The 17,148-nt window shown below is 69.5% G+C and carries 16 protein-coding genes; 5 read left to right on the top strand and 11 right to left on the bottom strand.

Annotated features, from left to right (window positions below; translation table 11 throughout):
- From tgt to HD841_RS17060, 9 genes are all read right to left on the bottom strand, one after another.
- On the bottom strand, nucleotides 1–1,137 hold the full coding sequence (gene tgt, locus HD841_RS17020; protein WP_179510090.1) for a tRNA guanosine(34) transglycosylase Tgt: 1,137 nt from the start codon (nucleotides 1,135–1,137) through the stop codon (nucleotides 1–3).
- 376 nt (nucleotides 1,138–1,513) lie between these two features.
- Nucleotides 1,514–1,972: an EF-hand domain-containing protein gene (locus HD841_RS17025; protein ID WP_179510091.1), complete on the bottom strand. Its 459-nt coding sequence runs from the start codon at nucleotides 1,970–1,972 to the stop codon at nucleotides 1,514–1,516.
- On the bottom strand, nucleotides 1,972–3,006 hold the full coding sequence (gene queA / locus HD841_RS17030) for a tRNA preQ1(34) S-adenosylmethionine ribosyltransferase-isomerase QueA (RefSeq protein WP_179510092.1): 1,035 nt from the start codon (nucleotides 3,004–3,006) through the stop codon (nucleotides 1,972–1,974). Before queA ends, HD841_RS17025 begins: the two co-directional genes overlap by 1 nt.
- The gene (locus HD841_RS17035) at nucleotides 3,003–3,725 is read right to left on the bottom strand and encodes a peptidylprolyl isomerase (RefSeq protein ID WP_179510093.1); all 723 of its coding nucleotides are present in this window, start codon (nucleotides 3,723–3,725) and stop codon (nucleotides 3,003–3,005) included. The genes queA and HD841_RS17035 overlap by 4 nt, the downstream gene beginning before the upstream one ends.
- Nucleotides 3,726–3,897: 172 nt before the next feature.
- A complete protein-coding gene (coaD, locus tag HD841_RS17040; protein WP_179510094.1) occupies nucleotides 3,898–4,404 on the bottom strand; it encodes a pantetheine-phosphate adenylyltransferase in 507 nt (168 codons plus the stop codon).
- Between the two features lie 11 nt (nucleotides 4,405–4,415).
- A complete protein-coding gene (locus HD841_RS17045; protein ID WP_179510095.1) occupies nucleotides 4,416–5,306 on the bottom strand; it encodes a polyprenyl synthetase family protein in 891 nt (296 codons plus the stop codon).
- Nucleotides 5,307–5,310: 4 nt separating this feature from the next.
- On the bottom strand, nucleotides 5,311–5,550 hold the full coding sequence (locus HD841_RS17050) for an exodeoxyribonuclease VII small subunit (protein ID WP_038665424.1): 240 nt from the start codon (nucleotides 5,548–5,550) through the stop codon (nucleotides 5,311–5,313).
- An 86-nt stretch (nucleotides 5,551–5,636) separates the two neighbouring features.
- A complete protein-coding gene (locus HD841_RS17055) occupies nucleotides 5,637–5,831 on the bottom strand; it encodes a hypothetical protein (RefSeq protein WP_179510096.1) in 195 nt (64 codons plus the stop codon).
- Between the two features lie 71 nt (nucleotides 5,832–5,902).
- Nucleotides 5,903–7,588: a GGDEF domain-containing protein gene (locus HD841_RS17060; RefSeq protein ID WP_179510097.1), complete on the bottom strand. Its 1,686-nt coding sequence runs from the start codon at nucleotides 7,586–7,588 to the stop codon at nucleotides 5,903–5,905.
- Nucleotides 7,589–7,695: 107 nt separating this feature from the next.
- Here HD841_RS17060 and HD841_RS17065 point away from each other — a divergent pair, with 107 nt between their 5' ends.
- The gene (locus tag HD841_RS17065; RefSeq protein WP_179510098.1) at nucleotides 7,696–8,115 is read left to right on the top strand and encodes an NUDIX hydrolase; all 420 of its coding nucleotides are present in this window, start codon (nucleotides 7,696–7,698) and stop codon (nucleotides 8,113–8,115) included.
- Between the two features lie 166 nt (nucleotides 8,116–8,281).
- On the opposite strand, the gene clpA is transcribed toward HD841_RS17065, so the two are convergent.
- On the bottom strand, nucleotides 8,282–10,597 hold the full coding sequence (gene clpA / locus HD841_RS17070; RefSeq protein ID WP_179510099.1) for an ATP-dependent Clp protease ATP-binding subunit ClpA: 2,316 nt from the start codon (nucleotides 10,595–10,597) through the stop codon (nucleotides 8,282–8,284).
- Between the two features lie 134 nt (nucleotides 10,598–10,731).
- Nucleotides 10,732–10,929 carry a DUF1192 domain-containing protein gene (locus HD841_RS17075; RefSeq protein ID WP_179510100.1) on the bottom strand — a complete coding sequence of 66 codons (198 nt, stop codon included), beginning with the start codon at nucleotides 10,927–10,929 and terminating at the stop codon, nucleotides 10,732–10,734.
- Nucleotides 10,930–11,021: 92 nt separating this feature from the next.
- Between HD841_RS17075 and HD841_RS17080 the strand changes: the two genes are divergently transcribed.
- From HD841_RS17080 to HD841_RS17095, 4 genes are all read left to right on the top strand, one after another.
- Nucleotides 11,022–12,020 (top strand): NAD(P)H-quinone oxidoreductase, encoded by a 999-nt coding sequence (locus tag HD841_RS17080; protein WP_179510101.1) that lies wholly within the window; start codon nucleotides 11,022–11,024, stop codon nucleotides 12,018–12,020.
- 311 nt (nucleotides 12,021–12,331) lie between these two features.
- On the top strand, nucleotides 12,332–13,411 hold the full coding sequence (locus tag HD841_RS17085; RefSeq protein WP_179510102.1) for a LacI family DNA-binding transcriptional regulator: 1,080 nt from the start codon (nucleotides 12,332–12,334) through the stop codon (nucleotides 13,409–13,411).
- Between the two features lie 96 nt (nucleotides 13,412–13,507).
- A complete protein-coding gene (locus tag HD841_RS17090; RefSeq protein WP_179510103.1) occupies nucleotides 13,508–15,979 on the top strand; it encodes a circularly permuted type 2 ATP-grasp protein in 2,472 nt (823 codons plus the stop codon).
- Between the two features lie 219 nt (nucleotides 15,980–16,198).
- Complete coding sequence (locus tag HD841_RS17095) at nucleotides 16,199–17,086, top strand: transglutaminase family protein (protein WP_179510181.1); 888 nt, start codon at nucleotides 16,199–16,201, stop codon at nucleotides 17,084–17,086.
- Nucleotides 17,087–17,148: the final 62 nt, after the last annotated feature.

The following is a 17,148-nucleotide window of genomic DNA, read 5'->3' on the forward strand; positions in this document are numbered from 1 at the left end:
TCACTCTCCCTTGCCCCGCTGGTAACGCGCGCGGAACGCATTCGCGAACGGGGTCAGTTCCTTGGCTGCAATGGCGCGGCGCAGGTCCGCCATCAAGCTTTCGTAGAACCAGATGTTATGTTCGGTCATCAGCATTGCGCCAAGGATCTCGCCGGAACGGACGAGATGATGGATATAGGCACGGCTCCACGTCGCGCAGGCCGGGCAGCCGCATGCCGGGTCGAGCGGCCCCTGATCCTCGGCGAACCTAGCGTTGCGCAGGTTGATCGGCCCGTCGCGGGTGAACGCCTGCCCGGTCCGGCCCGAGCGGGTCGGCATCACGCAGTCGAACATGTCGATGCCGCGCTCCACCGCGCCGACGATATCGTCGGGCTTGCCGACGCCCATCAGGTAGCGCGGCTTGTCCGCGGGCAATTGGCCCGGCGCGAAGTCAAGGCAGCCGAACATCGCCTCCTGCCCTTCGCCGACGGCGAGGCCGCCGACCGCATAGCCGTCGAAGCCGATATCGACCAGCGCATCCGCCGACGCCTTGCGAAAGCCTTCGTCGAGTGCGCCTTGCTGGATGCCGAAGATCGCATTGTTGGCGCCGTGCGCGCCGCCCGCGTCGAAGGCGGCGCGGCTGCGCCGGGCCCAGCGCATCGACCGCTCCATCGCCGCCGCCTGCACCTCGCGGGTCGAGGTGGTCGGCACCAGCTCGTCGAACGCCATGACGATGTTGGAGCCGAGTAGCCGCTGGATCTCGATCGACCGTTCCGGGCTGAGCAGGTGGCGGGTGCCGTCGAGGTGCGACTTGAACGACACGCCCTCTTCCGAGCGCTTGGTGAGGTCGGCGAGGCTCATCACCTGATAGCCGCCCGAATCGGTGAGGATCGGCCGCTCCCAGCCCATGAAGGCGTGCAGCCCGCCGAGCCGCGCGACCCGCTCCGCGCCGGGGCGCAGCATCAGGTGATAGGTGTTGCCGAGGATGATGTCGGCGCCGGATGCCGCGACATCGGCCGGCTTCATCGCCTTGACCGTCCCGGCGGTGCCGACCGGCATGAAGGCGGGGGTGCGGATCGTGCCGCGCTGCATCTGGATGGAGCCGGTGCGGGCGCGGCCGTCGGTGGCGGCGATGGTGAAGGCAAAGCGCGGGGACATGATCGTAACGCTTTGGCGAAGCGGACCGGCGGTGTCGAGCATGCGCTTGGCCCGAACCGCGAGCGGGTTCCGCCGAAGCGGGATCGACGTTCGGCATTGCAACGAGATTCCTACCCGGCGAGGGCAGGGTGATCGCCTATGAACGCTCGCGCGGGCCGCTCGTCTTCCCAGCCCACCCGTCACCCCGGACTTGTTCCGGGGTCCACCCAGCCGCAAGAGAATGGTGTCCCATCACGCCCTTCTCCCCGCCGCAGAGTGGACCCCGGAACGAGTCCGGGGTGACGGGGTAGGGCTGGAAGGCGACCGGCTCAAACAGACGTTCATGTGCGATAGCCCCATCCCAACGGGGGAGGACTTTGAACCGATCCCGATCCCCCTAGCGCTTGCGCTTGCCCGGCAGCCCCATCGTCCGCCCGGCCATCGCACGGATCGTCAGCAATTCCTTGCGGGTGACGGACCCGTCCTTGTCGACGTCGAACCGCGTGAAGAGGCGCGCGAACGCCGCCTGCAATTCGGCGAGCGTGATGCGATTGTCGCCGTCGCCGTCGACCTCGAACGGGCTCGGCAGCGCATTGCGGTCGCCGAGCCAGCGTTCCGCCCAATCGGCGAAGGCGATATAGCCCAGCGCCCCGGCATGCGTGCTGTCGCTCGCCGCAAAGCTGCGCCGCACGCCCGCGTCCAGCTCGCTGCGGCTGGTGCGGCCGTCACCGTCGCTGTCGAACCCGGCGATCGCCATGCCGACCGGCTCGACGACGAAGGTCGCCGGCGGCTGGCCCGGTATGGCGGCGGCAGGCACCACCGGCACCGCGGCCTGGAGCAGCAGCGCAAGCAGCATCACGCGCGCACCGGCAGCAACAGCGATGCATCGCCATAGCTGTAGAAGCGGTAACCCGTCGCGATCGCATGCGCATAGGCCGCCTGCATCCGCTCCCGCCCCATCAGCGCCGATACCAGCATGAACAGCGTCGATTTGGGCAAGTGGAAGTTGGTGACGAGCCCGTCGATCCCGCGAAAGGCATAGCCGGGGGTGATGAAGATCGCCGTGTCGCCTTCGAAGGGCGCGATCACGCCATCCTCGCCGGCGGCGCTCTCGATCAGGCGCAGCGAGGTGGTGCCGACCGCGATCACCCGGCCGCCGTTGGCGCGCACCGCGTTGAGCCGGTCGGCGGTGGCGGCGTCGATCCGGCCCCATTCGGCATGCATGCGATGATCCGCGGTATCCTCCGCCTTGACCGGCAGGAAGGTGCCCGCGCCGACGTGCAGCGTCAGCGTCTCGTGCGCGATCCCCGCCGACGCCAGCGCGTCGATCAGCGCCGGGGTGAAGTGCAGCGCCGCGGTGGGTGCGGCGACCGCGCCGGGCTCGGCGGCGAACATCGTCTGGTAATCGGTCGCGTCCTGCGCATCGGTCGGGCGCTTGGCGGCGATATAGGGCGGCAGCGGCATCCGGCCGGCGCGCTCGAGCAGCAGCTCGACCGGCTCGTCACCGGCGAAGTCGAGCGCGAAGCTGCCGTCCTCGCCGCGGTCGGAGGCACGCGCGGCCACGCCGGCGCCGAAATCGATCGTATCGCCGTTGCGCAGCCGCTTGGCGTTGCGGATGAAGGCGCGCCAGCGGCGCGGGCCCTCGCGCTTGTGCAGCGTGGCGCCGATCGCCGCATCGCCGCGGCGTCCTTCGAGCTGCGCCGGGATGACGCGCGTGTCGTTGAAGACCAGGCAGTCGCCGGCGCGCAACTGGCCGGGCAGGCCGCCGACGGTCAGGTCGCGCGTCGCGTCGCCGTCGAGGACGAGCAGCCGCGCCGCGTCGCGCGGCACCGCCGGGCGCAGCGCGATCCGTTCCGCCGGCAGATCGAAGTCGAAAAGGTCGACCCTCACTTGCGGGCAGGCGCAGCCTTGGCGGGCGCACGCTTGGGCGCGGCGGCGCCGGCCGGGCCGATGCCGGGCAGCGTCACCGGCGCGCCGAGCGTCACCGGCGCGGCGGCGGGGGCCGGCGTATAAGGCGGCGGATTGTCGGCGGCGATATAGGCGCGGGTGATGCGGGTCGGGTTGGCGGGCGGCTCGCCACGCTCGATCGCGTCGACATATTGCATCCCGTCGATCACCCGGCCGAACACCGTGTACTTCTTGTCGAGGCTGAGCCGCGGCTGGAAGACGATGAAGAACTGGCTGTTGGCGCTGTTCTCGTCATCGGCGCGCGCGGCCGATACCGCGCCGCGGACGTGCGGCAGATAGTTGAACTCGGCCGGCACGTTGGGCAGCGTCGAACCGCCGGTGCCGTCACCCTTGGGATCGCCGCCCTGCGCCATGAAGCCGTCGATCACGCGGTGAAACAGCAGCCCGTTGTAGAAGCCCTGCCGGGTCAGCGTCTTGACCCGCTCGACCATCTTCGGCGCGACGTCGGGACGCAGCCAGATCGTCACCCGGCCGCCGTTCGACAGGTCGAGCAGCCAGAGATTCTCCTTGTCGGTGGTCGCGGGCGGCGTCGCCCGCTCGGCGACACCACCGGGCGCGGTCTGCGCGGCAGCGGCCGCCACGACGGCAGGCAGGGCAAACAGGCAGAGAAGAAACGCAAACAGACGGGCGAACGGGCGCATGGAATATCCAACCTCGGTGGTGGCGGCGACTTAGAACAAAATCCGGATTGCACCAAACTGAACGTGGCGGCAGCGGATCGACCGCCACGGAGCACGGGCGAACGGCGCAGCGCCCGCTTGCACGCGGCCTTCGGAATCGTCGCCCCCTTCGCGGGGGAGGACCCGCGACCGCTCAGCTGCCCTTGCGGCCCAGCACCCCGACCCGCGCGACCACTTCCTGGCACACCGCGGGGGTGACGAACTTGCCGATCGGTCCGCCGAACAGCGCGATTTCCTTGACCAGCCGGCTGGCGATCGGTTGCAGCGCGACGTCGGCCATCAGAAAGACGGTTTCGACGCGCGGATTGATCTGCTGGTTCATGCCGGCCATCTGATATTCGTATTCGAAATCGGCGACGGCGCGCAGGCCGCGGATGATGACCTTGGCGCCCTCGCGCTCGGCGAAGTCCATCAGCAGCGAATCGAAGGCGACGACCTCCACCGTGCCGCCGATGTCCGCGACCTCGCGGCGGACAATCGCCATCCGCTCCTCGACCGAGAACATCGGCGACTTGGACGGGTTGGTGGTGACGCCGATCACCAGCCGGTCGACCAGCTTCGCGCCGCGCCGGATGATGTCCATATGCCCCAACGTGATGGGGTCGAAGGTGCCGGGATAGACGCCGATCCGCTCTGCCACTGTATTCCCCCTTAGCGGTCGCGTTCGACGACGTAGCGCGCGACCTCACGCAGCACGTCCGCCTCGGTGCCGAAGGCGTGGAGATGCTGCACCGCCTGATCGACCAGCATCCGGCATTGCTCGCGCGCGCGATCGACGCCAAGCAGCGACAGGAAGGTCTCCTTGCCCGCCTCGCCGTCCTTGCGCAGCGCCTTGCCGACCACCGCCTCGTCGCCCTCGGCGTCGAGTAGGTCGTCGGCGATCTGGAAGGCGAGGCCGAGATCGTGCGCATAGCCGCGCAGGCTGCGCCGCCCCTCCGGCGGCACATGGCCGAGGATCGCACCCATCTCCACCGAGACCGAGATCAGCGCGCCGGTCTTCATCTGCTGCAGCCGCGTGACGGTGGCGAGATCGAAGCGCGAGCGTTCGGCGACCAGATCCATCATCTGCCCGCCGGCCATGCCGCTCGGCCCGGAGGCGCGCGCGAGTTCCATCACCAGCTCGGCGCGGACGAAGGGATCGGGATGCGTCTTGGGATCGGCGAGGATCTCGAACGCCAGCGCATGCAGGCAGTCGCCGGCGAGGATCGCGGTCGCCTCGTCATAGGCCTTGTGCACCGTCGGCTTGCCGCGACGCACGTCGTCGTCATCCATCGCCGGCAGATCGTCGTGGATCAGCGAATAGACGTGGATCGCCTCCACCGCCATCGCGACGTCGCCCGAACAGTCGCGGTCGACGCCGAACAGGTCGGCGGTCGCGCAGAGCAGCAGCGGGCGCAGCCGCTTGCCGCCGCCGATCGCGGCGTGGCGCATCGCGCGATACAGATCGGCGCGTGGGTCGTCGGGGATGGCCAGCAGCCGGTCGAACCGGGCGTCGATGTCCTCGGACACGCTCGCCAGCGCCGCGCCAAGCGTCGTCGCCACGCGCTCAGCCTGCGGCAAAGGGGCGCGTCGCCGTCGCCTTGCCCTCGGCGTCGAGGCGGATCGCCTCGATCCGCGCCTGGGCGGCGTCGAGCCGTTCGGCGCAGCGCTGCCGCAACCGGTCACCGCGTTCGTAGAGCTGGATCGATTCGTCCAGCGTCGCCTCACCGCTTTCCAGCCGGCCGACGATGCGTTCCAGCTCCTTGAGCGCGTCCTCGAACGACAGGCTTTCGATAGGATTATCCATGGTCTCGCTATGCGGCAGCGCCGGAGCGGGCGCAAGCGCGCGGCGCGTTCGCGGTGCGTCGGGCCACGCCGGCGGTCCCGATCGGCTCAGCCGCGCGGCGCGGTCCAGGTATAGAGGACGGACACGCCGACCAGCCCCAGGTCGATCGCCGCCTGGATGCGGTGCGGGCGCGGATCGCCGATATCGTGGGTGAGCAGCCGGATATCCGGCGTCGGGTGGCGCACCGCGACCAGCGCGACCAGCGCCAGACCTGCCACGGCCAGTGTCCGACGGTCCCTCATCGCGCGCTCTCCTCCCAGTGGGGAAAGCCTAGCAGAAACCGGCGCTTCCCGCCAGCGCCCGCCGCCGCGGATCACGCCGCCTGCGCGAGGGCGGCGCCATGGCGGACGCGGTCGCGCCCTGCCGCCTTGGCGGCGAACAGCGCGCGGTCGGCGCAGCGGTACATCGCCTTCCAGTCGGTCTCGCGACGCAGCGTGCCGATGCAGGTGCCGATGCTCGCGGTGACGACCAGATCGAACGGCATCCGCTCCATGCGCAGCCGGTCCAGCACCGCGCGCGCGTCGAGCGGCCTGTCGACCGGGACCAGCATCGCGAATTCCTCGCCGCCGATCCGCGCGACCAGCGCCTCCGGCGTGGCGGCGGTGCGCAGCGCGCGCGCGATCACGCGCAGCACCTCGTCGCCGCCGTCGTGCCCGATGGTTTCGTTGATCCGCTTGAAATGGTCGATGTCGACGAGGATCAGCTGATGCTCGGCGTCGCGGCCGATCGCGCCGTCGAGGAAGGCGCGCCGGTTGAGCAGGCCGGTCAGCGGGTCGGTCGCGGCGAGCAGGCGCGCGGCGATCTCCTGCTCGCGCGCGGCGTCCCGCTCCAGGCTGAGCAGCCGGATACGGTAGGCGACGCCGAGCGACGACAGCGCCGCCTCCAGCGCCATCGCCAGCAGCGTCGAATTGTCGATCCACACCTGCCAGGCGAAGACGTTGAACGCGGCGAGGATGCGGACGCTGCCGAGCACCACCGGCGCGCCCCAGGCAAGCCCGAACAGCCACAGATAGTTGCTGCGCCGCCGATAGGCACGGATCAGGATCGGCGCGAGCAGCGTGATGACGAAGAGATAGCTCGACGTGCTGATCGCGTCGGTGATCACGGCGAAATGCGGGGTGAGCAGCGCATAGGCGCCGGCGGCGAGCAGCACGAAGGCGATGACCGCGCTGCTGTACGGGCGCAGCCAGCCGTCGAAGACGCGCCGCTCGAAGAAGGCGCGCGCGAACACCAGCGCCGCCGCGGCGGAGCCGGCGAGCAGCACGAAATTGATCCGCTGGCGATCGTTGTTGTCGATCCCGGTGATCTGGCCGAGCAGCCCCGACGAGCTGAGGGCATAACCGAGCAGGCACAGCACCATCAGGCAATAGGCCGGCTGGAACGCCTGCCGCAGCGCCGCCCACAAGGCGAGATTGTAGACGAGCAGCGCCAGGCACATGCCGGCGAACCCGGCATAGAGCGCCGCCATCGTTAGGTCGGCGGCGGCGGCGCTGTCGCGATCGACCAGCGTCGGCCCGACCAGGACGCCGCGCCGGTTGAGCGCGCCCTCGACATGCCAGAGCAACTGCACCGGCGCTGCGGCATGTCGCGGCAGCGGCAATTGGATGATCGCGCCGAGCCGCAGATGCCGGCCGGCATTGGCGCTGGTGAAGCCGGTATGGCGGATCGCGCCATCGGCATAGCGTATGTAGAGCGTCGCGCGGGTCTGCCACAGGCTCGCCTGGCGTACCTGCAACGCCGCCTCGCCGGTCAGGGGCAGGGGTTGCGACAGCACCCAGAAATCGCCGGGCCTATAAGAGGTCTGCCGGCGGACGCAGTCGAATCGATAGGGCTGGCGGAACAGCGCCGCGGCCATCTGGTCAGTCGCCCGCGAGTCGGCGGGGAGGATGCACGTGCGCAGCGGCACGCGCACTGCGGCGGCAGCGGGTGCACCGGCAAGCGCCGCCACGATCAGCAAGACAACGGTGAGAATCCATCGTGTTGCGGGCGCGTTCGACATGGCCGCGGCCTAGCCGCCGAGTGCAAATCAATGGTTAACGATGCGTCAGGACGTTGATCGGGCGATCGTCCCGCGGCAGAGCCGCAGGGGGTCGAGGAGGGCGAGATATGCAGGCGATGTCGGAACCACGCGTTGGCTGCGGCGCCGCGATCATGGTCGACGGCCGCATCCTGCTGCTGCGTCGGCTGACCCCGCCCGAGGCGGGATGTTGGGGACTCGCCGGCGGCAAGATCGACCTGTTCGAGACCGCCGAAGCGGCCATGCGGCGCGAGGTGGCCGAAGAGCTCGGCATCACCGTCGGCGGCGCCGACTGGCTATGCTGGGTCGACCAGATCGACCGGGACGCGGGCACGCACTGGGTCGCGCCGGTCTATCGTGTGCGGGACTTCACCGGAACGCCACGCAATTGCGAGCCGGGCAAGCACGAGGGGCCGGGATGGTTCGCGCTCGATGCGCTGCCCGCTGATCTGACCACGCCGACGCGGATCGCCGTGGCGGCGTTGCGCGCGGTGGAGGCACGTGCCTAACGCCGCTTGGCGGCTCGCCAATGCAGGGATCGCGCCGCCCGGGGTCACGGCGCGTCGTGCCGGTTCGCGCACAGGCCGATCCGGCGCTACGTACGTCGCACCCCCTCGGCATGAAAAAGGCCGGACTGTCGCCAGTCCGGCCTGTTCTGTCCTCTCCGAGAGACGCTTACTTGGCGTCGACCGGTTCGGCCTTGCCCTTCTTCTTCGGCTTCTTCGGCGCCGCCGGTTCGATTGCGAAGGACAGCGCGCCGTCCTTCATCCGCACCGTCACCTCACCGCCATGGACCAGTTTGCCGAACAGCAGTTCCTCGGCGAGCGGCTGCTTGATCTTCTCCTGGATCAGGCGGCCCATCGGGCGGGCGCCGTACAGCTTGTCATAGCCCTTTTCGGTCAGCCAGCTCTTCGCCGCATCGTCCAGGTTGATGTGGACGTTGCGATCGGCGAGCTGGAGTTCGAGCTGGAGGATGAACTTGTCCACCACCCGCGCGACCACTTCGGTCGGCAGGTAACCGAACGGCACGATCGCATCGAGCCGGTTGCGGAACTCCGGCGTGAACATCTTCTGCACCGCCTGCTCGTCCTCGCCCTCGCGGGTGAGGTTGCCGAAGCCGACCGTCTCGCGCGCCATGTCGGACGCGCCGGCATTGGTCGTCATGATCAGGATGACGTTGCGGAAGTCGACCGACTTGCCGTGCTGATCGGTGAGACGCCCGTTATCCATGACCTGCAACAGGATGTTGAACAGATCGGGATGCGCCTTCTCGATCTCGTCGAGCAGCAGCACGCAATGCGGATTCTGGTCGACCGCATCGGTCAGCAGGCCGCCCTGGTCGAAGCCGACATAGCCGGGGGGCGCACCGATCAGCCGGCTGACCGAATGCCGCTCCATATATTCGCTCATGTCGAAGCGCTGGAGCGGGATGCCCAGGATCGACGACAATTGCTTGGCGACCTCGGTCTTGCCGACGCCCGTGGGGCCGGTGAACAGATAGTTGCCGATCGGCTTTTCCGGTTCGCGCAGGCCGGCGCGAGCGAGCTTGATCGCGCTGGCGAGCTTCTCGATCGCACTGTTCTGGCCGAAGACGACGCGCTTCAGGTCGGTTTCGAGACTTTCCAGCGCCGCCTTGTCGTCGGTCGACACCGACTTCGGCGGGATGCGCGCCATCGTCGCGATCACCTGTTCGATCTCCTTGGCGGTGATCGTCTTCTTGCGCTTGCCCGGCGGCACCAGCATCTGCATCGCGCCGACCTCGTCGATCACGTCGATCGCCTTGTCGGGCAGCTTGCGGTCGTTGATGTAGCGCGCGCTCAGCTCCACCGCCGACTTGATCGCATCGGGCGTGTATTTGACCGAATGATGCTCCTCGAACGCCGAGCGCAGGCCGGCGAGGATCTTGATCGTATCCTCGATCGTCGGCTCGTTGACGTCGATCTTCTGGAATCGCCGCAGCAGCGCGCGGTCCTTCTCGAAGTGGTTGCGGAACTCCTTGTAGGTGGTCGATCCGATGCAGCGGATCGTGCCGCCCGACAGCGCGGGTTTCAGCAGGTTGGACGCGTCCATCGCGCCGCCGCTGGTCGCGCCGGCGCCGATCACGGTGTGGATCTCGTCGATGAACAGCACCGCGTGCGGCAGCTTCTCGAGTTCGTTGACGACCGCCTTCAGCCGCTCCTCGAAGTCGCCGCGATAGCGGGTGCCGGCGAGCAATGCGCCCATGTCGAGGCTGTAGATCACCGCCTCGCTGAGCACGTCGGGCACCTCGCCCTCGACGATCTTGCGCGCCAGGCCTTCCGCGATCGCGGTCTTGCCGACGCCGGGATCGCCGACATAGAGCGGGTTGTTCTTCGACCGGCGGCACAGGATCTGGATCGTGCGATCCACCTCCGGCCCGCGCCCGATCAGCGGATCGACCTTGCCGATCTTCGCCTTCTCGTTGAGGTCGACGGTGAATTGCTTGAGTGCGCTTTCCGTCTTGCCCTTCTCCTGTCCCTTGGCGGGCTTGTCCTCCTCGACGCCCTTGGGCGTCGTGGCTTCGGCGGCGCCGGTCCCCTTGCCAACGCCGTGGCTGATGAAGCTCACGGCATCGAGGCGGCTCATGTCCTGCTGCTGCAGGAAATAGACGGCATAGCTCTCGCGCTCGCTGAACAGGGCGACGAGCACGTTGGCACCGGTCACCTCGTCGCGGCCCGACGACTGGACGTGGAGGATGGCGCGCTGCACGACGCGCTGGAAGCCGCTGGTCGGCGACGGATCGGTCGCGGCATCGACCTTGAGCGCATCCAGCTCGGTGTCGAGATAATGGGCAACGGTGGTCTTGAGATCGCCGAGTTCGACATGGCACGCCTCCATGACCTTGGAGGCATGTTCGTCACCGATCAGGGCGAGCAGCAGATGTTCGAGCGTCGCATATTCGTGCCGACGCGAAGACGCGGCTTCGAGCGCCTTGTGCAGCGTGGTCTCGAGCGCGGGGGCGAAGGATGGCATTCAGATTACTCCAGTCGGATCGCGGTGGGTCGCCGCGTCCTTTCCAACCATGTCGGTATCGCGGACGCCCGCATCAAGCACTTGACGTCGCACGGTCGGCAGCGGGCATGCGGCCCATCCCATGCGACGTCGGATCATCGCCGGAATAGTGCGTCGGCGGTTGCACGGTGGTTAACCGATCGCTCGCGTGCCAGCCTGGTGCGCAGGATCTCGCCCTCCAGCAAGACTAGGCGGGCGTCGAGCTCCGCAACCGACAGGGGGTCGAGATCCTGCCGCAGCAGCTCGGTCAACGCGTCATTGGGACGCGACGGGGCGTCGTCCGATTCCATCATCACGTAACGTTGACCCCCGCCCGCACGATGTCAATAAGGCCGAACAGCCCGTTCCCTGGCGGACGGGCGAGATACGGACAGGATGCGACCGGATGAGCCAAGTGCCCGAGACGATGCAGGCGATCGACCCGGAATCGCCGGGCGGCCCCGAGGTGCTGCGGCTGGTCGAGCGGCCGGTGCCGCAGCCCGCCGCGGGCGAGGTGCTGATCCGAGTCGCCGCCGCCGGCGTCAACCGCCCCGACGTGCTCCAGCGCAAGGGCGGATACCCGCCGCCGCCGGGCGCGCCGTCGATCCCCGGGCTGGAGATCGCGGGCACGGTCGTCGCGCTCGGCGCCGATGTCGATGCGGCGCTGCTCGGCCAGCGCGTCTGTGCGCTGCTCGCCGGCGGCGGCTATGCGCAATATGCCGTCGCCCCCGCCGGTCAGTGCCTGCCGGTGCCGGACGGACTCGAGATGGTCGAGGCGGCGGCGATCCCCGAGACGCTGTTCACCGTGTGGACCAATCTGTTCGAGCGCGCCTTCGCCACCGAGGGCGACAGCGTGCTGCTGCACGGCGGGACCAGCGGGATCGGTACGATGGCGATCGCGCTCGCGAATATCTTCGGCCTGACGATCATCGTCACCGCCGGCTCGGACGCGAAACGCGCGCGTGCGCTCGAACTGGGCGCGACCCATGCGATCAACTACAAGACGGAGGATTTCGTCGAGCGCGTGCTGGCGATCACCGACGGCAAGGGCGTCACCGCAGTCATCGACATGGTTGGTGGCGACTATGTGCCGCGCAATCTGCGATGCCTCGCCGACGATGGCCGCCACGTGTCGATCGCCGTGCAGGGCGGCGCGCAGGCAACGGTTCCGCTGTTCGAGATCATGCGTCGCCGGCTGACGCTGACCGGTTCGACGCTGCGGCCGCGCGACACGGCGTTCAAGTCGCTCGTTGCCGACGAGATCGGCCGCACCGTCTGGCCGCATGTCGAGGCGGGCCGGCTGCGCCCGATCATTGACCGTGTCTTCCCGCTCGCCGAAGCCGCCGCCGCGCATGCCCGCATGGAAGAGGGCGACCATGTCGGCAAGATCGTGCTGACCGTCTGACGCCGGGCCGCACCCCGCCCGGCGCTTGTGCCGGACATAAGGCAATGCTGGAGGTGCGGCGGCGTCGACCAACGACTGCATCGCCGGGAATTCATCGTTAACTCATTCTTCCATATAGGTAACTTATCGAGTGATCCGGCGTGCAGGTGGCCGTGCTCGTGTTCGCGGGATCTTGCGGATGCACGTGGTAACTTGACGATGACCAGGTGCGGTTCCGCACCGATGCCGCCGATCCTGGCGAAACTCTTGCCCCTCCTGCCGCTTGCGTCCATGCCTGCGGTTCCTACCCAACGGATTGCCTCGCGCGCGTCATGACCCTTCCCTCCGCTCTTCCTCCTCGCTCCTCCCGCCGGGCGGGCTCCGCGCCGACGATCAGCGACGTCGCCCGACGCGCCGGCGTCTCGCCGATGACCGTCTCGCGCGTGATCAACGGCGAAAGCAACGTCCGGCCCGCGACCCGCGAGCGGGTCAATGATGCGATCTCCGCGCTCAACTACGCGCCCAATCCGGCCGCGCGCAGCCTGGCAGGCGCGGGTCCCTCGCGGGTCGGCCTGCTCTACAGCAATCCCGGCGCGGGGTTCCTGAGCGAGTTCCTGCTCGGCAGCCTCGACCAGGCGAGCCGCAGCGACGTGCAGATCATCGCCGAGAAATGCGATCTCGGCGACCACGAGCTGGAAGTGGCGCAGCATCTGATCGACGGCGGCATCGACGGCATCATCCTGCCGCCGCCGCTGTGCGAGGCGCCGGCGCTGCTCGCGCTGCTCGACGCCGCGAACGTCCCGAGCGTCACCGTCGCCACCGGCCGCCCGGCCGAGCGCCAGATGGCGATCCGCATCGACGATCGCGCCGCGGCGGTGACGATGATGCGCCATATCATGGACCTCGGCCATCGCCGCATCGGCTTCATCAAGGGCAATCCCAACCTGTCCGCCAGCGACCAGCGCCTGGAAGGCTATCACGAGGCCCTCGCCGAGGCGGGGATCGCGGTCGATCCGGCGCTGATCGTCGAGGGGCTGTTCACCTATCTGTCCGGCCTCGACGCCGCCGAGCAGCTGCTCGGCCTCGCCGATCCGCCGACCGCGATCTTCTCGTCCAACGACGACATGGCGGCGGCGACGGTCGCGGTGGCGCACCGCCGCGGCCTCGACGTGCCGGGCGACCTCACCGTCTGCGGCTTCGACGATACCACGCTCTCGACCGCGATCTGGCCCGAGCTGACCACCATCCACCAGCCGATCGCCGACATGGCGCGCGCCGCGGTCGCGCTGCTGGTCGGCACCATCCGCCGCCAGCGCGGTGGCGATGCGCCGCGCCACCAGGTGCTCGACTATACGCTGATCCGCCGCCAGTCGGACGCGCCGCCACGGCGGCGACCGCGCGCCAGCCTCTGACCGGTCGATCCGCCCGCGCGATCGGTTATGGGTTGCGCCGCGCCGCGCAAGCGTAGACGGTGGCGGCGGGCGACGAGAAGGTGACACGCTAAGCTTATGGCGACGCAGGCTGCGCCCTTGGATGCCGCGATGCAGGCGCGGCGCTGGATCGCCGAGTATTGCGCCCGCACCAACGCGGGCGACGTGCTGTGCGGCAGCGACGATCCCGCCTGGGCGGCGATGTTCGAGGAACTCGCCACCGTCGCCTCCGACGATCTCGACCATGTCCGCGAGCGCGTCCAGCGCCACGCCGCCGACATCGGCATGGGCTTCCGCATCATCGGCGAGGCGGACGAGCGGCCCTGGCCGGTATCGCCGGTGCCGCTGCTGATCGAGGCCGCCGAATGGGCGCAGATCGTCCGCGGCGTTACCCAGCGCGCCGCGCTGATGGAGACGGTGATCGCCGATCTCTACGGTCCCGCCCGGCTGGTCGAGCGCGGCCTGATCCCCGCCGCCCTGGTCACCGGCAGCCCCTATTTCCTGCGGCCGATGGTCGGGCTGGAGCCGCCGGGCGGCCGCCATCTGCATTTCATCGCGATCGACCTGGGCCGCGGCCCGACCGGCGAATGGCGCGTGCTCGCCGATCACCTGCGCGCGCCGGCCGGCGCGGGCTATGCGCTGGAGAACCGGCTCGCGGTCAGCCGCACGCTCGGCGGCCTGCAGGCGCGGATCAACGTCCAGCGCCACGCGCCCTTCTTCGCCGCCTTCCGCGCCGGCATCGCCGCGATGTGCCGGCGCAGCGACCCGCGCATCGGCCTGATGACGCCCGGCCGGTTCAACCCGAGCTATCCCGAACAGGCCCATCTCGCCCGCTATCTCGGCCTGCTGCTGGTCGAGGGCGCCGACCTCGCCGCGCTCGAGAACCAGCTCTATGTCCGCACCATCGCCGGGCTCAAGCGGGTGGATGCGCTGTGGCGGCGGGTCGATCCGCGCATGCTCGATCCGCTGGCGTTCGATTCGCATTCGCAGATCGGCGTGCCGGGGCTGATCGATGCCTATGCCGCGGGCAATGTCGTGCTCTCCAACGCCCCCGGTGCGGGCGTGCTCGAAGCGCCGGCATTCGGCGCCTTCCTGCCGCAATTGGCGACGCGGCTGTGCGGCGAAAGCCTGCACCTGCCCAATATCGCCACCTGGTGGTGCGGCCAGCCGTCCGAGCGCGCGCATGTCGAGGAGGATCTCGACCGGATGCTGATCGGCTCGGCGTTCGGGCCGGTGCCGCTCGGCCTGCCGGGCGGCCGCACCATCCCCGGCGGCGAGCTTGACGCGGGCCAGCGCGCCGCGCTGCTGGCCGATATGACGCGCCGGCCGCAGGATTATGTCGGGCAGGAGATCGTGCGCCTGTCGACCATGCCCGTGGTGATCGGCGACCAGCTCGTGCCGCGGCCGTTCACGCTGCGCGTCTTCGCCGCGCGCGACGGCAATGGCGAGTGGACGGTGCTGCCCGGCGGCTTTGCCCGCATCGGCGAGACGACCGACGCGCGCGCGAGCGTGCTGGGCGAGGGGACCTGGTCCGCCGACGTCTGCATCCACGGCGCCGACACGGTCGAGCCGGTGTCGCTGCTCCCCGCGCCCGATTCGCACCACGTCCGCCGCAACCCCGGCACGCTGCCGAGCCGCGTCGCGGACAATTTCTACTGGCTCGGCCGCTATCTCGAACGCGGTGAGGCGCTGCTCGCCGCGATCCGCGTCATGCTCGGCAATTCGATCGACGCCGATGGTGGCGCGGCGCTGTCGTCGGCGACGGTCGGCAAGCTCGTCGGCCTCATTGCCGGCGGTGGCGCGGCGCCGCACCCCGCCTCGCTGCGCCGCACCGATCTCACCGCCTTCGCGCGGATCGCGATGGAGGACGAGGGCTGGCATTCGGTGGCGACGATCAATCGCCTCGCCCGCGGCATCGGCGAAGGCTCGCGCGACCGGCTGTCGGCCGACATGGTGCGGCTGCTCGAAGCGCCGTTCCCGATGCACCGCGGCATGCTCGACCGCGCCGGCTCGCTCCAGCGCCGCTATGTCGCGATCGCCGGCCTGTCGGCGGAGCATATGGGGCGCACCGCATCGTGGCGGTTCCACGATCTCGGCCGCCGCGTCGAGCGGGCGATGGCGATGACGCGCGCGCTGCGCCTGTTCGGCATGCCCGGCGCGACCGCCGACGATCTGTCGACGCTGCTCGACCTCGCCGACAGCCAGATCAGCTATCGCCAGCGTTACCTGACCGGCATCGCGCGCGTTCCCGTCGTCGATCTCGTCGCGCTCGATCCGGGCAATCCGCGCAGCCTCGCCTATCAGGCGGAGCGGATCAACGAGCGGCTGCGCGACCTGCCGGTGCTCAGCGACGACGGCATGCCCGAGCCGCAGCAGGCGCACGGCCGCAGCCTCGCCGCGGCGCTGGCGATGACCACCGCGGCGACGCTGGAACCCGACGTGCTCGGCGACATCGAGCGGCGGCTGGCGCACTTGTCCGAAAGCGTCGCGCGCCGCTATTTCCTGCAAGGCGCCGAGCCGCTGCGCGAAGGCGGGCTGACGCTGGCATGATCCGCACGCTGGATCATGGCGGGTGGGGTTCGGAACCCGTCCACCCTCACATCGTCACCCCGGACTGGTTCCGGGGTCCACTCCCCGGCGAGGAGAAAGGCTTGAGGCGCGCGCGCGCGCTTGCGGCCCGGTGGACCCCGGAACCAGTCCGGGGTGACGGGGAGGGCGGAGCAAACGACCGACCCAAGCCGGCCGAAGGGAAACGGCATGATCGGTGAAATGCTCTACGATATCCGCCACATCACGCGCTTCGACTATGGCGGCAACGTCAAGTTCGCGCGCTGCAACCTGCGGCTGAAGCCGATCGACTGGCCGGGGCAGAGCCTCGAGGATTATGCGCTGACCGTCGAGCCGGTCGGCCGGCTCAGCGCGGCGCGCGCCGAGGCGGGGCTCGCCAATGTCACCCGGCTGGTGATCGACACGCCGGTGCGCAGCCTGACGATCGAGAGCCGCTCGCGGATGCGCGTCGACCGGCTGGTGCCGGTGCCCGCGCCGGACGACCCGACGCTGGGCGAGGTCGCCGCGCTCGCCCGCGCCAGCCGCGACCTGTCGGCGGCAAGCCCCGCCAATTACCTGTTCCCGTCGCCGCTGATCCCGCTCGACCATGCGATCGCGGCCTATTGCGCGAGCGATCTCGATCCGGCGCGCGGCGCGCTGGAGGCGGGCATCGCGCTCGCCCGCCGCATCCAGGACGATTTCACCTTCGACGCGACCGCGACGTTGGTCGACACCCCGCCGCACGAGGCGTTCCTCAAGCGCAAGGGCGTCTGCCAGGATTTCGCGCAGGTCATGATCACCGGGCTGCGCGCCGCCGGTCTGCCCGCGGCCTATGCCAGCGGCTATATCCGCACCATCCCGCCGGCGGGCCAGCCGCGGCTGGTCGGCGCGGATGCGACGCACGCCTGGGTGCTGCTATGGTGCGGGCCGGTGCACGGCTGGGTCGGGCTCGATCCCACCAACGGCATCTGGATGGCGGGCGATCATATCGTCATGGCGGTCGGGCGCGACTATGCCGAGATCGCGCCGGTCGACGGCGTGGTGCTGGGATCGCAGGCGCAGAACATGGCAGTCAGCGTCGATGTCGCGCCGCTGACCTCCGCCGTCTGATTCACGTCCCCCGTTCGCCCGGAGCCGGTCGAAGGGCAGGTGAGTCCCACCGTGATTCGACA

The sequence above is a fragment of the Sphingomonas melonis genome (assembly GCF_013409985.1).
GTDB classification, from domain to species: domain Bacteria; phylum Pseudomonadota; class Alphaproteobacteria; order Sphingomonadales; family Sphingomonadaceae; genus Sphingomonas; species Sphingomonas melonis_A.